Annotated in this window: 27 protein-coding genes, 1 tRNA gene and 3 pseudogenes; 20 read left to right on the top strand and 11 right to left on the bottom strand. The window is 52.7% G+C overall.

Going from position 1 to position 16,326, the window contains the following annotated elements; genetic code table 11:
• Positions 1 to 112 precede the first annotated feature (112 nt).
• The 10 genes and pseudogenes from HMPREF3142_RS06110 to HMPREF3142_RS06070 all read right to left on the bottom strand — a co-directional run bounded on the left by HMPREF3142_RS06110 (position 113) and on the right by HMPREF3142_RS06070 (position 4,892).
• Positions 113 to 343, bottom strand: coding sequence for a PI-PLC domain-containing protein (locus HMPREF3142_RS06110; RefSeq protein WP_198046903.1), 231 nt, complete (start codon positions 341 to 343; stop codon positions 113 to 115).
• Positions 340 to 792 carry a hypothetical protein gene (locus HMPREF3142_RS06105; RefSeq protein ID WP_070611791.1) on the bottom strand — a complete coding sequence of 151 codons (453 nt, stop codon included), beginning with the start codon at positions 790 to 792 and terminating at the stop codon, positions 340 to 342. The genes HMPREF3142_RS06110 and HMPREF3142_RS06105 overlap by 4 nt, the downstream gene beginning before the upstream one ends.
• Positions 776 to 1,135, bottom strand: a complete 360-nt coding sequence (locus tag HMPREF3142_RS27460) for a hypothetical protein (RefSeq protein WP_133060742.1) — start codon at positions 1,133 to 1,135, stop codon at positions 776 to 778. The genes HMPREF3142_RS06105 and HMPREF3142_RS27460 overlap by 17 nt, the downstream gene beginning before the upstream one ends.
• Before the next feature lie 188 nt (positions 1,136 to 1,323).
• Positions 1,324 to 1,416: pseudogene (locus HMPREF3142_RS28950) on the bottom strand (ead/Ea22-like family protein); the annotation flags it as partial.
• Positions 1,417 to 1,771: 355 nt separating this feature from the next.
• Positions 1,772 to 2,401 carry a dynein light chain family protein gene (locus HMPREF3142_RS06095; RefSeq protein ID WP_228706469.1) on the bottom strand — a complete coding sequence of 210 codons (630 nt, stop codon included), beginning with the start codon at positions 2,399 to 2,401 and terminating at the stop codon, positions 1,772 to 1,774.
• Positions 2,398 to 2,700, bottom strand: coding sequence for a MarR family transcriptional regulator (locus HMPREF3142_RS06090; RefSeq protein ID WP_070611788.1), 303 nt, complete (start codon positions 2,698 to 2,700; stop codon positions 2,398 to 2,400). The genes HMPREF3142_RS06095 and HMPREF3142_RS06090 overlap by 4 nt, the downstream gene beginning before the upstream one ends.
• Positions 2,700 to 3,476: a replication protein P gene (locus HMPREF3142_RS06085; protein ID WP_070611786.1), complete on the bottom strand. Its 777-nt coding sequence runs from the start codon at positions 3,474 to 3,476 to the stop codon at positions 2,700 to 2,702. The genes HMPREF3142_RS06090 and HMPREF3142_RS06085 overlap by 1 nt, the downstream gene beginning before the upstream one ends.
• A complete protein-coding gene (locus HMPREF3142_RS06080) occupies positions 3,473 to 4,201 on the bottom strand; it encodes a helix-turn-helix domain-containing protein (protein ID WP_032453659.1) in 729 nt (242 codons plus the stop codon). The genes HMPREF3142_RS06085 and HMPREF3142_RS06080 overlap by 4 nt, the downstream gene beginning before the upstream one ends.
• A 142-nt stretch (positions 4,202 to 4,343) precedes the next feature.
• On the bottom strand, positions 4,344 to 4,625 hold the full coding sequence (locus HMPREF3142_RS06075; RefSeq protein WP_070611785.1) for a CII family transcriptional regulator: 282 nt from the start codon (positions 4,623 to 4,625) through the stop codon (positions 4,344 to 4,346).
• Positions 4,626 to 4,664: 39 nt separating this feature from the next.
• On the bottom strand, positions 4,665 to 4,892 hold the full coding sequence (locus HMPREF3142_RS06070; RefSeq protein ID WP_032431544.1) for a Cro/Cl family transcriptional regulator: 228 nt from the start codon (positions 4,890 to 4,892) through the stop codon (positions 4,665 to 4,667).
• A gap of 68 nt (positions 4,893 to 4,960) precedes the next feature.
• On the opposite strand from HMPREF3142_RS06070, the gene HMPREF3142_RS30180 reads away from it, so the two are divergent.
• The 20 genes and pseudogenes from HMPREF3142_RS30180 (at position 4,961) to HMPREF3142_RS29790 (ending at position 15,935) form a co-directional block, all read left to right on the top strand.
• On the top strand, positions 4,961 to 5,683 hold the full coding sequence (locus tag HMPREF3142_RS30180) for an XRE family transcriptional regulator (RefSeq protein WP_070611783.1): 723 nt from the start codon (positions 4,961 to 4,963) through the stop codon (positions 5,681 to 5,683).
• Positions 5,684 to 5,761: 78 nt separating this feature from the next.
• Entirely contained in the window at positions 5,762 to 6,682 is a 921-nt protein-coding gene (locus HMPREF3142_RS06060; RefSeq protein ID WP_070611780.1) for a hypothetical protein, read from the top strand.
• A gap of 305 nt (positions 6,683 to 6,987) precedes the next feature.
• Entirely contained in the window at positions 6,988 to 7,131 is a 144-nt protein-coding gene (locus tag HMPREF3142_RS29310; protein WP_176747607.1) for a hypothetical protein, read from the top strand.
• A 342-nt stretch (positions 7,132 to 7,473) separates the two neighbouring features.
• Positions 7,474 to 7,599 (top strand): hypothetical protein, encoded by a 126-nt coding sequence (locus HMPREF3142_RS29305; protein ID WP_167875748.1) that lies wholly within the window; start codon positions 7,474 to 7,476, stop codon positions 7,597 to 7,599.
• Positions 7,592 to 7,786, top strand: coding sequence for a hypothetical protein (locus HMPREF3142_RS06055; RefSeq protein WP_019704100.1), 195 nt, complete (start codon positions 7,592 to 7,594; stop codon positions 7,784 to 7,786). The genes HMPREF3142_RS29305 and HMPREF3142_RS06055 overlap by 8 nt, the downstream gene beginning before the upstream one ends.
• An 88-nt stretch (positions 7,787 to 7,874) precedes the next feature.
• Positions 7,875 to 8,846, top strand: a complete 972-nt coding sequence (locus tag HMPREF3142_RS06050) for a coiled-coil domain-containing protein (protein ID WP_070611779.1) — start codon at positions 7,875 to 7,877, stop codon at positions 8,844 to 8,846.
• Between the two features lie 34 nt (positions 8,847 to 8,880).
• Positions 8,881 to 9,051 (top strand): thioredoxin reductase, encoded by a 171-nt coding sequence (locus HMPREF3142_RS06045; RefSeq protein ID WP_228706468.1) that lies wholly within the window; start codon positions 8,881 to 8,883, stop codon positions 9,049 to 9,051.
• Positions 9,048 to 9,206 (top strand): hypothetical protein, encoded by a 159-nt coding sequence (locus tag HMPREF3142_RS29300; RefSeq protein ID WP_158236750.1) that lies wholly within the window; start codon positions 9,048 to 9,050, stop codon positions 9,204 to 9,206. Before HMPREF3142_RS06045 ends, HMPREF3142_RS29300 begins: the two co-directional genes overlap by 4 nt.
• Positions 9,203 to 9,985 carry a Rad52/Rad22 family DNA repair protein gene (locus HMPREF3142_RS06040; RefSeq protein ID WP_070611776.1) on the top strand — a complete coding sequence of 261 codons (783 nt, stop codon included), beginning with the start codon at positions 9,203 to 9,205 and terminating at the stop codon, positions 9,983 to 9,985. Before HMPREF3142_RS29300 ends, HMPREF3142_RS06040 begins: the two co-directional genes overlap by 4 nt.
• Entirely contained in the window at positions 9,969 to 10,259 is a 291-nt protein-coding gene (locus HMPREF3142_RS06035) for a hypothetical protein (RefSeq protein WP_070611773.1), read from the top strand. Before HMPREF3142_RS06040 ends, HMPREF3142_RS06035 begins: the two co-directional genes overlap by 17 nt.
• On the top strand, positions 10,256 to 10,414 hold the full coding sequence (locus HMPREF3142_RS06030; protein WP_070611771.1) for a DUF1317 family protein: 159 nt from the start codon (positions 10,256 to 10,258) through the stop codon (positions 10,412 to 10,414). The genes HMPREF3142_RS06035 and HMPREF3142_RS06030 overlap by 4 nt, the downstream gene beginning before the upstream one ends.
• Positions 10,411 to 11,667: pseudogene (gene dcm / locus HMPREF3142_RS06025) on the top strand (DNA (cytosine-5-)-methyltransferase); the annotation flags it as partial. The gene HMPREF3142_RS06030 and the pseudogene dcm, both read left to right, overlap by 4 nt.
• Entirely contained in the window at positions 11,656 to 12,258 is a 603-nt protein-coding gene (locus HMPREF3142_RS29800; RefSeq protein ID WP_228706472.1) for a phage N-6-adenine-methyltransferase, read from the top strand. The pseudogene dcm and the gene HMPREF3142_RS29800, both read left to right, overlap by 12 nt.
• Positions 12,255 to 12,475: pseudogene (locus HMPREF3142_RS29795) on the top strand (hypothetical protein). The gene HMPREF3142_RS29800 and the pseudogene HMPREF3142_RS29795 overlap by 4 nt, the downstream one beginning before the upstream one ends.
• The gene (locus HMPREF3142_RS06015) at positions 12,472 to 12,816 is read left to right on the top strand and encodes a hypothetical protein (RefSeq protein WP_070611767.1); all 345 of its coding nucleotides are present in this window, start codon (positions 12,472 to 12,474) and stop codon (positions 12,814 to 12,816) included. Before HMPREF3142_RS29795 ends, HMPREF3142_RS06015 begins: the two are co-directional and overlap by 4 nt.
• The gene (locus tag HMPREF3142_RS06010) at positions 12,809 to 13,510 is read left to right on the top strand and encodes a hypothetical protein (RefSeq protein WP_070611764.1); all 702 of its coding nucleotides are present in this window, start codon (positions 12,809 to 12,811) and stop codon (positions 13,508 to 13,510) included. The genes HMPREF3142_RS06015 and HMPREF3142_RS06010 overlap by 8 nt, the downstream gene beginning before the upstream one ends.
• Entirely contained in the window at positions 13,507 to 14,343 is an 837-nt protein-coding gene (locus tag HMPREF3142_RS06005) for a DNA adenine methylase (protein ID WP_070611762.1), read from the top strand. The genes HMPREF3142_RS06010 and HMPREF3142_RS06005 overlap by 4 nt, the downstream gene beginning before the upstream one ends.
• On the top strand, positions 14,340 to 14,558 hold the full coding sequence (locus HMPREF3142_RS06000) for a TraR/DksA family transcriptional regulator (RefSeq protein WP_070611760.1): 219 nt from the start codon (positions 14,340 to 14,342) through the stop codon (positions 14,556 to 14,558). The genes HMPREF3142_RS06005 and HMPREF3142_RS06000 overlap by 4 nt, the downstream gene beginning before the upstream one ends.
• Position 14,559: 1 nt before the next feature.
• A complete protein-coding gene (locus HMPREF3142_RS27450) occupies positions 14,560 to 14,895 on the top strand; it encodes a helix-turn-helix domain-containing protein (RefSeq protein WP_072032585.1) in 336 nt (111 codons plus the stop codon).
• Positions 14,778 to 15,935, top strand: coding sequence for a tyrosine-type recombinase/integrase (locus HMPREF3142_RS29790; RefSeq protein ID WP_228706471.1), 1,158 nt, complete (start codon positions 14,778 to 14,780; stop codon positions 15,933 to 15,935). The genes HMPREF3142_RS27450 and HMPREF3142_RS29790 overlap by 118 nt, the downstream gene beginning before the upstream one ends.
• Positions 15,936 to 15,950: 15 nt before the next feature.
• Here HMPREF3142_RS29790 and HMPREF3142_RS05990 read toward each other — a convergent pair.
• Positions 15,951 to 16,027: transfer RNA gene (locus tag HMPREF3142_RS05990), tRNA-Arg, on the bottom strand.
• Positions 16,028 to 16,326 lie beyond the last annotated feature (299 nt).

Below are 16,326 nucleotides of genomic sequence, written 5' to 3'. Positions count from 1 at the left end.
TAATTATCGCCCTTCCCGGGGATAAAAGCAAAATGAGCATATACGAGAAAACCCCTCCGGAAAGGGGTTTGATTTCAACTGGAGGCTTTGCGTTCTGCGGGGGATTTAGGCATCAACCCTCCCTCCATGCCTGATTGCGTGTTTTCAGTCCATTCCGCTTAGCATTACGCTGAATGCGCCTCAACTCTTCCCTGGACTGCTCAGGTGTTATTTCACCCCTCAAAACGCGCTCAACAAGGTTCTTACGCACATCCATGCTGTCAGCGATAAGACCTTGCTCCTCAAGCCTCTCGATATTAACGCGCTTATCAAGTCGAGCATCAAAACTTGAACGACCCATCACTTCACCTCCTGCGGGGCGGCTGCGAGCATGGCGGCGCGGCGATTTACCACCTCGATGAGCGCCTCTTCGGCATCACCCAGGCAATCAGCGATGCCGCGACGGTCGCCGTCGAATTCATTCAGGTCGAGGCGTATACGAGCAACCTTCTGCAATGCGTCCAGCACATCATCCGGCACTGCCGGCGCTGGCTGCGCGTGGCGATAGAGCGGCTCAACCTTGACGCCATCCCACGCCAAATCCCTTGCGCGTTCCTCGTCATTAGTGACGTGCCATTGCTTGAGATGTTGCCAAGTCCACGCCACCGGCTCGCTGTCCATTGCGGCCAGCGCCATGCGGGCCAGTTCGCGAATCTCGTCGTTGATATTGCACATGCGCGGATCGTTAGCGTACTGTTCGATGCGTTCTCTGGTTATGGTTGATTTGGTCATGGTTTTACCAACGATATTCATTTTCTTCCTCCCAGCGCTTCCGCTCTGCATCGATACAGGGCTTACACACCTCATAGACCCTTCCGCAGCTTCCTTCTTCGATATCTCGATGAGGGATTAAACGGTCAACGCACTTACCGCACCAGTCGCATTCCCCTGAATGGTCAGCTTCCTGAGATGACTTAACATATTCATCAAGGCATTCCTGGCACATATCATGATATTCACACCCAAACGAATCTGTTTCCCCTTGCACGCGGCGAACGGCTACACGTTCCGGGTGCTCATCGCATTTAGAATCAGTCGGTAAACTACAAAAATGACCACGCAGAGTTGATACAGGACCATTGCTAATGTCAGCCATCACTCAGCCTCCACCTTGATGCCAGCGGCGGTATAGATGGGAAACCATGGGGTGGCATAGCCCCCTGAGCGGTCGCTAGGGCGCTCAGCACCTATAGAGATTTGGATTTGTCCGTCGCTCTCTCGCAAATAGGCGTAAGGCACGGGCAGTCGTTTCTCCTTCCGAGCAACAAGTTCAATAATGCGCTGCTGCGCCTTCTCCAGCTTTTCACCGGTCGACTTAGCTGTTTTTCTCCACGTTGCGCAAATACGTTTCTCTGATTCCAGTGCCTCTACCAGCTCAGCGCCAGCCGCTTTCCATAAATTCCACATGAGGTTGTAATCACTGCCAGATAACGTGCTGTTACGGTATCCATCAGAAGTGCGCAGACCTTCCAGCGTTGACTTGGAAATGCAGATTTGAGTCATAACCCATGCTTCGAATTTTTCTCTCTGCGCCAGTTCGGTGATATCAGTCATGCTGCATGCTCCTGCTTTAGCGCTGACAAACCTGCTGTCGTAATTGAGTATCCACAGCTAGTTAGGGTAATCAGCCCCCTTCTCTGTAGCGCCTTGAGTGATTGCCGCCAGGTTGCGTAAGGACGCTCACCGGAAGCTATTACTGAAAGAATCTCGAGTTGTTTCGTGTTTAGCTTGCTCATTTGTCGGCCCCCTCGCGCAGCGCGGCTTCCCATTCAGCCAGTGATTTTTCTGCGTACTCCCCTGACAGGCCATCTTCTGCTGGTATTTGGCTATTGGCTAAATCTGCTTTAGCGTCAAGAATCATGCGTACCACGTCGCCAACCTCAGCCATTGGCTTATCTACGAATCCGTGATTGAAGGCAGCAGCAAGGCGGCTCGCTGCAAAGTTGATACCCTCTGCGCGGCCATCAGCCTTAATCCCGGCTACGATGCGATCGGTGGCGGGGGTTTCAGGCTTAAGTGCGTCAAGAACGGCGTGGATAACCTCTGTTTCGTTTTCAACCCATGACCACTCGGAGGTTTCATTCCAGTCATGATCCATTACTGCGGTTTCCATGAATGCATCGACTGCTTCGGATGGGATTTCCTTCTGGATAAAAACATTCTTCAGCGCCACATTCTCCGCAGCCAGCTGAGAATTTTGGTCTGCCAGCACATTCCCGGTTTTTATGGCGGCATCCAGTGAAGCGCTGCAAATGCGAAACTCTTTCGCCAGCTTCAGGAACTTCTGCTCTCTGATCGACAGCTCGCCCGCCGACTCCAGCGACTGAATGAGCTCGTTTACTGCCTGTAATGTGATAGTCATTTTCTTACTCCCGCCAGGCACTGGTTAAACAGGTTAGTCATTGGGTTTACGCCGCCAGGACGCTGGCGATACTGAACAGACGGATCGCTTTCGGTTACGGCTGTCGTGTCGATCAGTGTGTACCGGTAGCTCCTGCACTCACCTTCACGCTTAACCTGGCCGTCACGGTGCATCTGCCACAGGGAGGAATTGACCACTGAAGAGTCAAACCCGGTACCGCGGCGGATATCCTGAAAGCTGCAGCCAGGATGCTGGCCGATGAAGTTAATAACGGCTTGTTTGCCAGAGTTCTTTTTCATCAGATAAGCCCTCTCTCTTTCCCGCGCAGGTATTCATCCCGCAGCCACTGAGCCGGAGTTAACGCACCGAGCGATGCCGCGTTTGGCATGCATCCGAAGCTTTTCCCTTCAGGGTGAAACCCCTGCTGACGGCTGGCATGGTTTGTCGGAATGGCTTCCTGGTTGTTCTCCAGAGCCAGTACCGGCGACGGTATTTGTTCTCCTGCAGCGACTTTCAGCGCCCAGTCTTCCAGCTTTTTAGCAGCATATTTCTCGGTTTCTGCCTCGCTGAGCTGGCGCTGATACATTGCTCGCCGGGTATCGGTAACAACCCAGTACATAACAGGGTGAGACCACGGGAAGCGCTCAGCACCGCCGGTATGCAGCCCCTTCTCACGGCTGTAGCGGTGGAACTCGTTCATCACGTCGACAAGAGTCACGCCGAGCACAGTGCCGCTGTCCTTGCACCACTTGATGAACTGGCCAGGCGATGGCCAGAACGGCGATTCACTGGCTCTCGCGTGGCGCACACCGGCGGATAGCTGTTCGCGGGTGCGGATGCCGTTTTCGGCAAAAGCGGCAATCCACTGGCGCTTCGCTGTCTTCTCTTCGGCGTCGGTCCGCAGGTTAGTCTGGGTAGACGCCGGGAAGATCTGCTTCAGCTGTCGGAACAGAGAATCAACCAGCCTTTCAGCTTCGAAATCGAGAAGCCTCTGCGGCTCCGTACTCCCTGCAGCCATTCTGGCCAGCGCATCACCATCGCGATTGCTGATCGCGGTCATAAGCTGAGCGGTCATATGAAGTCCTTCCAGCCTTCAGGGCTGTTCCAGTGTGGGGAATCAGGTTCGCTTCTCTGGCGCCCGGAAAGCGGATTAACTCTCGCGTTCCTTAGCCACACCCGGAATGCCGAGTTCCAGTCGATCAGCTTTGTGCCGCGGGCCTGGTGATAATCACGAAAGTTCAGCAACTCGGTTTCAATGTTGATCCCTTTCTCCGAGGCAATCGCAATGTGATCTGCCGATGGCTTGAAGGCAGGAGGGAAAGGTATCTCCCCGTTGGGTGAAATCCCGATCCGTCGCTTTGCAGCCTCGCTGATAAACTGCCCTCGCGCAGAGAGAGAGTCTGGTTCAGTGACTGGTTCAAAAGAGTGACTGGTTCTGGTGCCATCTGGTGGCATAGGGGGTGTGCCATCAGATGGCATAGGGGGTGCTATTTCATGGCATACCCCTGTGCTTTTTGGTGGCATAGGGGTGGCATCAAGGTTCAGATAATACACGTTGGATGTATTACCCTTCCCGTTGTTGACCCCAACGCGATTTTCACGCTTGAGCAGCCCCATATCCTCAAGCGCATCAATATGGTTGCGAACAGCGGATTTGCTGCATTCGCACTGATCGGCAATGTGTTGATACGAAGGCCAGCATTCGCCCTTGTCATTGGCGTTGTCGGCCAGCTTGATAAGAACGAGCTTACGCAGTGAGTTTCCCACTTTGACCCCCATTGCTTTCGCCATAAGTGACATGCTCACGTGCTACCTCCGTATTGTTTACTCTTACAGATTTACCAGGCATAATTACCTCGCAATTACCTCTTCGTTTTTGCACCTGAAAGCCGTTGGTGTTACCGCACCGCGGCTTTCGCCTTTTCTGAACTTACCCGGGTCATTACGCCTCCAGCTGATACGTTTCTTTTCCCTTGTCGCTCTGCAAAATTAAAGCGACCTCCTTTGCAAGGCGGGCCATGTCATCATCGACAACGCCCCACTCAAGAACAGCCAGTAACATCGCCATTTTCGGTACCCATGATGATTTCCAGCGCGTAATCTGCGACTCATTGACGCCTACAGCCATGGCCACTTTTTTCCCTCCCATGAGAGAGATGCGATTCAGCAGCCATGTCTCGATGCGACGTGCGTTGTCCTTATTGCGTTTAATTGCGTTCTCCATTTGTGATACTTCCTCTGGTGTTGATTGAAAGGCCGCCAGTCAGGCGGCTTTAGGCTTGCTGACTTCCCGGATCTGCGCAGCAGTAAACTGGCCGCCAGAAGCGAGAGCGATTTTTTCTGCGTAATTGGTCTCGTCGGTGTAGTCCGTTCTCGGCAGACTTCCGTTGGCAATCCACTTGTAAATTGCGCGCGGAGAGCAACCACAGGCTTTAGCTACAACAGGAACGCGAATCTTTTTGATGATTTCGCCAAGACTGTTAGGTGCCATGTTTAACCCTCAATAATGAACTGTAAGTACATATTAAGTCGGAACTGATAGTTCACGCAAGTGATATTATGATTGAACACATGGTTCACGAAGAAAGAGCGCGAAAAGAATTTTCTCTGAGGCTAGCGCTGGCCTGCGATAAAGCTGGATTGATGCCACATGGTCGCCAGGCTGAGATCGCCAAGAGGATGAAGTTGACACCGAAGGCCGTGAGCAAATGGTTTAACGGGGAGTCAATACCAAGGCGGGGGACACTCCAGGCTTTAGCTTCCCACATAGGCACGTCTGCATCGTACCTACTTGGCGATGCGGATGAGGACGGTATTGAGCCTGGGGCGGCAACTAATCGGAAAGACGTCTTTAGGGTTGACCTCTTGGATATCGCCGTCAGCGCAGGACCTGGAGTGGTAAACCAGGAGTTCGTTGAAATCCTCCGCTCTGTTGAGTATGCGCCAGCCGATGCGAATCACATGTTCGATGGGCGTAAAGCGGAGAACATCCGGATCATCAACGTCCGGGGCGACAGCATGTCTGGGACGATTGAGCCGGGTGATCTGCTGTTCGTCGACATCAGCGTTAAGAGCTTCGACGGCGACGGGATATACGCCTTCCTGTACGACGACACTGCTCACGTCAAGCGCCTGCAGAAGATGAAGGACAAGCTGCTGGTTATCTCAGATAACAAGAGCTATGCAGCCTGGGACCCGATCGAGAAAGACGAGATGAACCGGGTGTTCGTGTTCGGCAAGGTGATCGGCAGCATGCCGCAGACGTACAGGAAGCATGGGTAGCAAGCAAGTGGCCTGATTAGGTTCCTTGGCGATTTGACACAACAAAGTGGTCATCATCACAATAATTAAGGAATTCAAATGGATAACTTACCTTTGGCATTATCTGGTCACCAGCTACAAATGGAACTATACCCGATAAAAGAAGCCGATGTTGATGGCATTCAAATGGGCGTTATGAATGATGGGTCTCCATTTTTAACTCAGCGAGGTTTGGCTAGATTATGTGGCGTGGACCATGCAGCTCTCCTTCGGCTCGCCTCAAACTGGGACGATGAAAGGACGAAACCCAGAGGCCAATTCATAGACCAAAAGCTTAGAGAGCAAGGATTAAATCTCAACCGATTATTTCATAAGACAGTAATTCAAGGCACAGAGACAAACGCATTCCCTGATGTTGTCTGCATGGCCTTTCTTGAGTATTACGCATTTGAAGCTACTCAGGGTAGTCGTGAAGTAGCTTTATCTAACTTTCGTAAGTTAGCGGGTTCTCAACTGCGTAGATTCATATACTTAAGTGTAGGGATTGACCCAGAGAACCCGCAGAGGGGCGCTCTTGAGTGCTTCCATGAAAGACTATTAATGAATGATCAGGTTCCATTTGGATATTTTTCTGTATTTAGAGAAATGGCAGATCTTTCATTAAAAATGGTTAAAGGTAATTTTGACTTTGGTCCCTCGGCAATTCCAGATATAAGTGTTGGCACCATGTGGTCAAAATACTGGGTCGCGAATGGTTGTGAAGAAAAGTATGGCCAGCGCACAAAGTCGCCACATGTTTATCCAGACTGGTTTCCTCAACATCGTGCAGGACCTGTTGACGCCTGGATCTACCCGGATGACGCATTAGGGTTGTTTAGACGGTGGATGCAAAATGAATACATTCCTAATCGTCTTGGAGATTATTTATCTAAGAAGTCCGCCGATGGAGCGATTTCAGCAGTGGATGCATTAAGAATTGTTGAGGCAGTTAAGAAACCAGAACTTCCTAAGCCACATTGACCACCTTTACACCCCGGCACCGCGCCGGGTTTTTTATTACCCCTACTCTTCCCGCAGCATCAGCACGTCAAGTGCCAGCTCCATTTCCATTCTCTTAACCAAACAGACCATAAAATAAATATACTTAAAGTTCATTAAGTTACCTTAATCTGAACTATCTATAAATCAAAAATGTACTTTTGGTACTTTACAATGATGAACCATTAGTACATTATCATCTCATCCAAACAACACCGGCAACGCCGGTCATTAGCAACAACGCTCCGCTACCCGGCGATAAGGGTCAACTAAACGAGGTGGTCACTATGACTAAAGCAGAAATGATTCAGTACCTGATGAGCCGTTATCAAGTTTCCTACCGCATCGCGCAGGATTCATTAAGCGATAACGACTGGGATTTGATGATGGCTGCAGGTGATATTCGCGACGAGCTGAATGCGGAAGTATGACCAATTTTCCCTTAAAGATTGTGGAGGCCATCTCATGAAGTACGTTGTAAAAACTCACTTTGGATATAGGGCTACAGCCAGAGCTAATGGAATGACGCAGAACATTGGCACGTTCTATAGCCCTGAAAGGGCAAGCATAGCTGTCAGGTTATATCAGCATTGGTTAAAAAAATTTCAGTATTCCGATGTCCCCAGAAAGCCCATGCATCCTGATGCGCTTAATGAATTTGGCTTTTAAAAAAGGGGTGAAGAGATGATCCGCGAAGAAGACAAGCCTGCATGGCGTAATTTTTGGTTAAAGGTCGTTCCGTTTTTGGTTGCTGTCCTTTTTTTTAGCTTCGCATGCTGGGGTGGAAAATGAGCAAACAAGGCATTCGTTCACTGATTTACTGCCTGCTGATCTGCGGCGTTATCTGGTCGGCTGTAACTATCAAAATTCTGCACGCTGCGGGGGTGTTCAATGGCTAACTCAATTCCTAACAGCGGACGCGCCGTGATGATGCGCAACGCTAAAACTGGCGCCACCTGGAAGGTTTCTCGTGACTACCTGAAAGAAACCTTCTGGTTCGAGCCGCAGGGCAACCTGCGCCACATTCGCAAAGCATTTGAGGCACGCGACCTGCTGCCGAACCTGGTACCAGCCGGGACACATTAACCGCGCATATCAGCGCACGAATTTAACTGAGCTATCAGGCGGCTTTTATCGCGCCGGGGATTCTTACAACCAAATTTCAGGGGAAACCATGAGCGAAATAATGGATTTAGTCGTCATCGAGAAAAAGAACGCGATGGCGGTTTTCACCAATAACGACCAGCTCGACCCACTTATTGAAGCGATCGAAAAAGAGGCTCGCAGCCTGGTACCTGACGTGACCACCAAAAAAGGCCGCGATGCCATCGCATCCATGGCCCACAAGGTCGCGCGCTCTAAAACCTACATCGACAACGCAGGTAAAGACCTGGTCGCTGAGCTGAAGGCTTTGCCAAAGCAGATCGACGAAAGCCGCCGTGTTGTCCGTGAGCGTCTCGATGCGCTGAAAGATGAAGTGCGTCGCCCGCTGACTGAGTGGGAGGAAGAGCAGGAACGCATTAAGGCCGAAGAAGCCATGAACGCACTGCATGCCGAAGCACTGGCCATGAATGAAGAGTTCGATCGGCAACTGGCTGCTCGGATTGAGTCTGACCACGAAATCGCCCTTCTGATGAATGACGCTTTCGACCGTGTTCAGGCCGAGAAGAAGGCAGAAGCCGAACGCCAGCTCATTGCCCGCGAAGAAGAGATTAAGCGCCTGGCGGAAGAGAAAGCGAAGCGTGAAGCGGAAGAAAGACACCGCGCTGAACTGGAAGCAGCAGCCCGACGTGAGGCCGAGGAAAGAGCAGCAAAGGAGCGTGCTGAACGGGAGCGTATTGAAGGCATTCAACGCGCAGAGCGCGAAAAGCAGGCTGCTGTAGAAGCGGAGCGCCGCAAGGCACAGGAAGAAGCCGATCGCATCCGCCGTGAGGCAGAGCAGCGCGAACAGGCCCGCCTGGCTGAGGAGAAGCGCAAAGCCGATGAGCAGGCGAGCCGCGAAGCCGACGTGAAGCATCGCAAAACTGTCGGCACTGACATCGTCAAAGCCCTGGTGGCCAATACCAGCCTTACCCGGGATCAGGCTATCGAGGTGCTCACCGCGGTTAAAGACGGCCGCATTCCTCATACCGGTATCAGTTACTGAGGTGCTTATGAACATCAAATGTGAATGCACAGACATGCGCACATCTGTAGGCCCGCATAACACGTTAACCGTCGAGCTGGAAGACGTGGTGTTGTCGGGGACGGTTAACAGTCGTGAAGTCCTCATGCAACTGGATTGGGACGTGGTGATCGAATGTCTGGCGGAGCATGGCTACGTCATTTCTCACCGGGAGAAGGCAGCATGAGCGCGGCGGAAAAATGGAATGACGACGAATTCATTCAGCTGATGAGCGATGCGATCGGTGAACGTGATTTCGACGATGACGAACCAGTAAACCTTTCTGCGGAACGGCAGAACCCGGCGATCAGCTGGGATGAATTCGCGGGGAATTTCCAATGAATCTTGAGCTACTTGACGCCCCATTTCCCCATAAGGATATCGAGTGGCGTATTCAGCAGGCAGGGAAAAGCGGATCGTCAATTTGGGCAAAGGTCTTGGCCTATGTCACAAACCGGGCAATCATGAAGCGCCTTGATGAGGTTTGCGGAAAGGCCGGCTGGCGTAATGAGTACCGAGATATCCCAAACAATGGCGGCGTCGAATGCGGAATTTCCATAAAGGTCGATGGGGAGTGGATCACCAAGTGGGACGCATCCGAAAACACGCAGGTTGAAGCTGTAAAAGGCGGACGCTCAAGCGCTATGAAGCGCGCTGCTGTTCAGTGGGGAATAGGCCGGTATCTCTACGATCTGGACGTAGGCTTCGCAACTATATCAGGCGAAAAAGCAGAAGGTTTTACTTACGCACGCACTAAAGAGTTAGGCGCTTTTTACTGGAAGCCGCCTGCCCTGCCTGCATGGGCTCTTCCATCGGCGGTTTCAAGCAATGACCAGTGTAAGCCAGCGGCAGAAACAAACAGCGAACAGTTTCAGCCAGTAAAGCCGTCGATAACCATGGAGGAAGCTGACGATATTCTCACGGAGTTCTGCCGGGAAATTGAGAGTGAAAACAATCCAGAAGTCATAACTCAAAAATACAGCGAAGCATGGTTCGCTCTGGACGGATTTTCCGAACATCAAAGCAAATGCCATGAGGTAACTGGCATCCGGCGCAGGGAGATAAAACAGGCGTTAGGAAGCTCTGAAAGTGCAGGTGGCAGCCATGAAAGTAACAGCTGAGTCAATACTGTCCATCCTGCGCAAGGACGCGCGTAACAACATCACAGCGTTTCACCGCTGGCAGACAGCAAAGGGTGCTCTTGGTCATACAGCCGGAATAACTCTCAACTATCACGATCCTTATTACAAAGGATGGGCTCCAGCTCTTGAAATGCGCGAGGTATTCATTTCAGCGCCTGAACTTGAGCAGGTAATCCCCTACCTCTCTGTAGAGAAATGGGGTGACGGGCTAATTGGTGGGGAAATTTATCGAATCCCTCGGGAGGAAAAATGAAACATCACCACGACGGAATCACCGTAGGAAGTATCACTCTTCCCTATTCCATCAATCGTCGGGGATGGATCGCCCCAAGCGGCGACGTTATCAAAAACCCATTAAAGGCTCAGCGGCTGGCCGAGCTGATGAACAGTAAGAAGGTGGTGGCATGAGCGGAAATACCCCCCTAATTTACGGATCTATTTGCAGCGGCATTGAAGCCGCGACCGTCGCCTGGGAGCCTCTCGGATGGAAGGCGGCATGGTTCTCTGAAATTGAAGCGTTCCCGTCTGCGGTACTGGCTGAACGCTGGCCCGAAGTCGTCAACCTCGGCGACATGACAAAAATCGCTGCTGCGGTTCGCGCTGGAAAGGTGCAGGCTCCGGATGTGATGGTCGGCGGCACACCTTGCCAGGCGTTCAGCATTGCAGGTCTGCGTTATGGGCTTGCAGATGCCCGCGGTCAGTTAACCCTTTCATATGTGGAATTAGCCAATGCAATCGACGACAAGCGCATCGAGCGCGGAGAAGAAGAATCAATCTTCGTATGGGAAAACGACCCCGGCGTCCTCACAAGCCACGACAACGCCTTTGGTTGTTTTCTGGCAGGACTTGCCGGAGAAAGCTGTGAACTTGAGCCAGCAGGGGGAAAATGGACGCACTCTGGTTGTGTGTATGGACCCCAAAGGACAATCGCTTGGATCGTCAAAGACGCCCAATATTTCGGAGTGGCCCAACGACGCAAGCGTGTGTTCGTTGTCGCAAGTGCTCGAAAAGGATTCGATCCCGGCCAAGTACTTTTTGAGTCCGAAGGCGTGCGTCGGGATACTCCGCCGAGCAGAGAACCGCAAACGGCAGTTGCCGCCCTTACTGCGAGAGGCGTTGGAACGTGTGGCGCAGATGACAATCAGGCCCAAGCAGGACACCTCCTTGCTTTCGGTGGTGGAAACACAAGAGGAAACATTGACGTTGCCGCCTGCCTGACAGCGAAAGGACAACGCATTGATTTCGACGTAGAGACTTTTGCTGTTTCGTTTGCCGAAAACAGTCGTGGCGAGATCAGATATCAAAATGGTGACGGGAGCATTACTGGGGCACTGTCTACTGGGGGCGGGAAGCCAGGACAAGGTATACCAGCCATATGCATTCAACATGCGAGCATAGGTCGACACGATAACGCTGGTCCACAAGGAAAAGGCTGGCAGGAAGATGTTGCCTTTACAATGGATTCTCGCTCGTCTGCAGATGTCGTTCAGTTTGGCTATCAAGTTCGCCGCCTTATGCCAGTCGAGTGCGAGCGACTGCAGGGATTTCCTGATAACCACACACTGATTTCATGGCGCGGGAAAGAAGCGACCGAATGCCCGGACGGCCCTCGCTATCGCGCTATCGGCAACAGCATGGCAGTGCCGGTTATGCGCTGGATCGGCGAGCGTATTGCGGCCGCGTTGCCAGCTAAAAAATCTGCGAGTGATTATGGCGGAAGCAAAACTCCTGCGGATCAGAGAGACCTCTGGCGCACTCCGCCCGCCCTCTTCGCATGCCTGAATGCTGAGTTCTGCTTCCAGCTTGATGCAGCCGCAGCGCAGCATAACGCGCTGTGCAAGAAGTTCATCACAGCCGAGCAGAATACGCTGGAGACGTCGTGGGCTGATTACCTGAGCATTCCGGGCTACGTCTGGCTGAACCCGCCATACAGCGACATCACGCCATTCGTGAAGAAGGCCGCCACCGAGAGCGCCAATCAGATCGGCACGGTGATGCTGGTACCTGCTGACACTTCAGTTGGCTGGTTCAAGGAGGCAATCCAGACCGCTAGCGAGGTTCGCTTTATTACCGCGGGGCGACTGGCATTTATCAATCCGGTAACCGGCAAGCCTGTCAGCGGCAATAACAAAGGATCAATGCTGATTATCTGGCATCCCTACCCTCGTACGCACTGCCATTTCTCGACGGTAGAGCGTGATGCGCTGATGAATTTCGGTGCCCGTTTGATAGCCAAGCGGGAGGCAGCATGACGCCAGAAGAAAAAGAAAACGCTCTCCGCGCCCAGGCTCGTCGCTGCGCAGAAGAGATAACCAAAGCGATGAGCGTAAAGCCTAAACCGAAGTGGAACGCTGTATGCCCCCCATCCTTCGCAAGCACTACGAGAAGGTAAAGCCGATGGGTGTCAGCCTGGTGAAATTTGTCAGTGTTATTGGGCGGCTCAGCGGCCGCTATGGAGTGGAATCATGAGCAAGTCATTAAACGCGCGTTGCATTCGTCGCTGGGAAGTGGAATTCAAGCCTTTCTGCGATTCAAAAGTTAACCCTTACTGGCGCAAGCGTGACCTGCGCGGGTATATCCGCGAAGCGGCTCTTACCACCGCCTACAGCATAGTCGAGAGTATGGCTGAACGTAACGCCAAAGTTGACTATGACGGTGAGCCGAACGGATGGACGCCAGAATTTTCGGCATGGTATCGGGAGCGCCATGAACAGTACCTGAAAGAAGCGCGTGACTACCTGGACGAAGACGCTACCAACGACGAAATAGACGACGAAATAGAGAACGAGCTGGAGGCCTGGAATGACTGAGCGAGGAATGATTTTTAACGGGGAAATGACGCGAGCAATTCTCGACGGCCGGAAGACACAAACGCGGCGGATTATGAAGGTGCAGCCATCCGAAGACTTCACGCCCATGAATATGGCGCTTGAAACCGATTATAAAGCGCGCTGGTACACACCAGGCGTTGTCGATAAGGACGGTTATTTGCAGCCAGCCAGTAAAAAGGTTTTTGGCGTCTCCAATGAAAATGAAGGGTATTCATGCCCGTTCGGCGCCGTCGGCGACCGCATCTGGGTGCGCGAGACGTTTCAGGGTCCACTTTTCGACTACGACTTAATGGATAGCTATTGCAAAGACCCCACTCCGTTTGAGAAGCCCGAATTTTGCGTTTACAAGGCTGATGGAGTGCCTGCGCCAGAGTTTTACGATGCAGATGATGAACTGCATTGCTGCTGGCGACCATCTATCCATATGCCGCGCTGGGCCAGCCGCATTCTGCTGGAAATCACCGACGTGCGGGTTGAGCGGCTGAACAGCATTAGCGAAGAGGATGCGGGTAGAGAGGGATACCCAGCCGTTCCGTCGCCGTATGGCGGTCACATGGATAAATGGCTCTGGTTCCGTCAGTTGTGGGATGGCATCTATCCAGAGCAGAGTTTCAAGCATAACCCCTGGGTTTGGGTCCTTTCGTTTAAGCGCGTTGAAGGCGGTGCAGCATGAATATTGACGTAAAAATTAAGCATCCGGCGATCCGCTACCACGGCGGAAAATTCCGCCTTGCGCCGTGGATTATCGAACAGATGCCGGAACACGTCTGCTATGTGGAGCCGTTCGGCGGCGCTGCTGGTGTATTACTCCAGAAGCCGCGAAGCTATTCAGAAGTGTACAACGACCTCGACGGCGAGGTCGTGAACCTGTTTCGTGTACTGCGCGACCCTGAATCAAACCAACGCCTGCAGGATGCATGTTTCCTGACCCCGTATTCACGAGATGAGTTCTGCCACGCTCAGGAACCAGCGACAGGTTCTATCGAACGCGCCCGCCGCATGGTAGTTCGCGCCTGCATGGGGTTCGGCTCGGCAGCAGGCATCGGTGGTAACTCAGGCTTTCGCAGCGACAGCAAGCGCAAATATGCCACTGCGGCGCACCTTTGGGAGCGTTACCCGGAGAATCTCGCAGCTTTATGTCAGCGCCTTCAGGGCGTCATCATTGAGAACAAAGACGCCTTGTCAGTTATGCGCGCCCACGACGCAGAAACGACCCTGCATTACATCGATCCGCCGTATGTGCCGGAAACCCGCGTTCAGGGAAATCGTTACTACGCGCATGAAATGACCGTTGAAGGGCATGAGCAATTGCTCGCCGTGGCCAGAACGATGACAGGCATGGTGATGATTAGCGGTTACGACACTGAAGTCTACAACGACATGCTATCAGGCTGGGCCAAGACTGAGAAAACCTCACGCATCAGCGCAGGGCGAGGTACAAAAGTTCGTACAGAGTGCTTATGGCTTAACCCGGCGGCACAGCAGAAACAGGAGCGTGCAGCATGAGCGCAGAACTCATCGATCAGGCCAACGAGCTGGCAGAGCGCCGGCTTGAAATGACCATCCAAAACATGCGCATCAATCACAACGCGGTTTCAGCTATTCACTGCCGCGACTGCGGGGAAGAGATACCCGAGCGGCGCCGGGAACTGGTGGCGGGCTGTCAGCGATGCGCTGATTGTCAGGAAGAAGAGGAATTACGCGGTAAGCATCGGAGGTGATATGACGTCTGACAAACCGATAACAGCACAGCAGGCCGCCGATTTGCTCATCGTGTCTGCGCGGGTGATCTACCGCCTAATTGATTCTGGAGAACTCGCCGGCCGCAAGGTCGGCAACAAGTACAGAACGACCGAGGCTGCGTGTATTGCATATTTGAAAACCCCGCGCGATCCTGTCATCGCGAACGCGGGTGAACATAAAGGAGAAGTTTTATGTCAATCACCCTCAGGGGCGGCGTGTGGCACTGTCATTTCTTTACGCCGTCAGGAAAAAGAGTTAGGCGATCTCTTGGCACGGGGGACAAAAAGCAGGCTCAGGAGCTCCACGACAAGCTGAAGGCGGAAGCGTGGCGGGTTGACCAGATCGGTGATCTGCCCGTCAGAACCTTCGAAGAGTGCTGCATCCGGTGGCTGCGGGAAAAAGACCATAAGCGATCGCTGGATGATGACAAAACCAAAATTGAGTTTTGGCTGCAGCATTTTTCCGGCCGTGATGTCTCGAAGATAACGGCGGAGGAAGTTCACGAAGCCGTTAACGGGATGATCAACCGTAAGCACCTGCAGGTGTGGGAGAGTAAGCGTGATGCCGCGATGAGGAAGGGAAAGCCGTTTCCGGAGTACAAACCACGGCAGGTTTCGCAGGCGACGAAGGCGCAACACCTTTCCTTCATTCGTTCCCTTCTCAGGGCCGCGGCGAATGACTGGGGCTGGATAAAAACAGCCCCTGTTATCAAAACCCGCAAGCCGATCAGTAAGCGGATACGGTGGCTGACCAGAGAAGAAGCTGAGCGGCTGATCGAGTGCATGCCGGAGAGCATTAAACCAGTGGTGATATTTGCACTGGCAACCGGCCTGCGCCGCTCAAACATCATCGGGCTTGAGTGGCAGCAGGTCGATATGCAGAGAAAGGTTGCATGGGTAAATCCGGAGAACGCAAAAGCGGGCAAGGCGATTGGCGTGGCTCTGAATGATACCGCATGCAGGGTATTAAGGGATCAGATAGGGAAGCATTCCCGGTGGGTGTTCGTTCACACCACGGCAAAACATCGCCCTGATGGAACGCTGACGCCCGCGGTTAGAAAAATGCGGGTAGATGACAATAACGCATGGCGCGCCGGGTTGAAAAAAGCGGGGATCGAGGATTTCCGTTTTCACGACCTCCGGCACACCTGGGCGAGCTGGCTTATTCAGTCCGGCGTACCGCTTTCTGTTTTGCAGGAAATGGGAGGATGGGAGAGCATCGAGATGGTACGTCGTTATGCTCACCTGGCACCGAACCACCTGACCGAACACGCACGGAAAATTGACGCCATTTTTGGCGCTAGCGACACAAATACGACACAAGGGGGAAATCAGGCTGGCTTAAAACTGGCGTAAGTTATTGTTTCTTAATGGCACGCCCTACAGGATTCGAACCTGTGACCTACGGCTTAGAAGGCCGTTGCTCTATCCAGCTGAGCTAAGGGCGCCCTGAGAAGCGAGTGCTTCGCGGAGTGAAACGCCTGGAATTATACGGTCCACGTCCGTTGAGTCAATCCATTTTGCCAGGAAACTGCGGGGCTTATACGATGCTGGCGAAATATCCCTCAGCAACTGTACAAGAAGCATACCACCGGGGCTCATGCGCGCGAAAATTCACTTAGTGGCCAGGCGCAACACACCAATGACCCTGGGCTTAACAGGGTCAAAAAAGGCTAAATTCACCGCAGACAGGATAAAACAGCAAACGAGGACTGACAGCGAGGCCCGCTTCTGACAAAATATCCTC

It is taken from the genome of Klebsiella sp. HMSC16C06 (assembly GCF_001808325.1).
GTDB classification, from domain to species: Bacteria; Pseudomonadota; Gammaproteobacteria; order Enterobacterales; family Enterobacteriaceae; genus Klebsiella; species Klebsiella variicola.
Note: the sequence above shows the minus strand (reverse complement) of the source record. Positions and strands in the feature narration are given on the sequence as shown.